Origin of the sequence: Polaribacter sp. BAL334, assembly GCF_015767435.1 — a bacterium.
GTDB lineage: Bacteria > Bacteroidota > Bacteroidia > Flavobacteriales > Flavobacteriaceae > Polaribacter.
In genome coordinates this window covers 1-1,327 of sequence record NZ_JADWOV010000159.1, presented here as the reverse complement: position 1 = coordinate 1,327, position 1,327 = coordinate 1, and the positions used below count along the sequence as shown (strand labels likewise).

The window sequence follows — 1,327 nt, the reverse complement described above, 5'->3', positions numbered from 1 at the left end:
ATTACAACAAGCACAAAGACATCAGGTTAAGTTAAGACTTGGTCTATCTGGAGCAAGTGGATTTGGAAAAAGTTATTCTGCGCTACTATTGGCTTATGGTATTACAAATGATTGGTCTAAAATAGCCATCATTGATACAGAAAATAATTCTGCAAGTCTATATTCTCATTTAGGAAATTACAATGTATTAACCCTAAATGAACCCTATAGTCCAGAAAGGTATATTGAAGCTATTAACACCTGTGAAAAAGCCTCTATGGAAGTAATAATCATTGATTCTATTACACATGAATGGTCTGGAAAAGGAGGGTGTTTACAGATACATGAAGATTTAGGAGGGACATTCCAGATGTGGGCAAAAGTGACCCCAAGACATCAAGCTTTTATTGATGCTATTTTAGGATCAAAATCACATATAATTACCACTGTTAGAAGAAAAATGGATTATTCATTAGATATAACCTCAAATGGAAAAACTAAGGTGATAAAACATGGAACTAAAGAAGTAACAAGAGAAGGATTTGAGTATGAACTTACTGTAAATTTTGAATTTATCAATGACAAGCATTTAGTGAGTGCTTCAAAAGATAGAACAGGGTTGTTTATGGGTAAACCTGAATTTGTAATTAATTCTTCTACAGGAAAAAGACTTTTAGAATGGTGTAATCAAGGTGTTTCTGTACAAGATATTATCCAGCAAATAAATAGCACATTTTCAATAGATGATTTAAGACAGCTATATCAAAAATATGGAACTATAAACGAACAAATCAAATCTCTGATAATGATAAGAAAATCTGAAATCGAGAAGGTCACACAAATTATTGACAATAAGGAAATCATTAAAGAAATACACAAAAATGGAATTGATAGCAGTAACACAACAAGTGGTAAATAATCACGAGGTAGAATTACCAACTATTTCAAATAATAATAGGTTTATAGAGGCCAATACCCAGGAGGTTAGTCTGAATCATTTAAGAAAAGACTGTACCATTCCTGTATTTGCAAAAGACAATGAGACCACCATTCCTCATTTTGAGTTTATAGATGCGGTTAGTTCTGTTGCACAGGAATTATTTTCTGAAGGAACTATAATGATGCCAAACATAAGAACCTCACACATCATTAAAGGGCGTATTCCTTCAGCAATTGGAAAACCTGCCAAAGAGTTATTAGAGCATGAGAAAACCATTTATTACGAGCGTATGGCATTTATGGTAGAAATACCAGAGGTATGTACGGTTATAAATAATCAGAAACTTAATCTTTCTGTGGGTGGTGTCCGTTCCTATTCTGAACAAAACCTATTCTCTAAAAAAAGTAT

At 32.8% G+C, this 1,327-nt stretch carries 2 protein-coding genes; both read left to right on the top strand.

The features are described from left to right. Positions 1 to 898 (top strand): AAA family ATPase (locus IU405_RS00835; protein WP_197436749.1); only part of this gene is annotated, 898 nt, incomplete at its 5' end. Next, a partial coding sequence (locus tag IU405_RS00830) for a DUF3871 family protein (RefSeq protein WP_197436748.1) occupies positions 861 to 1,327 on the top strand: 467 nt, incomplete at its 3' end. The genes IU405_RS00835 and IU405_RS00830, both read left to right, overlap by 38 nt.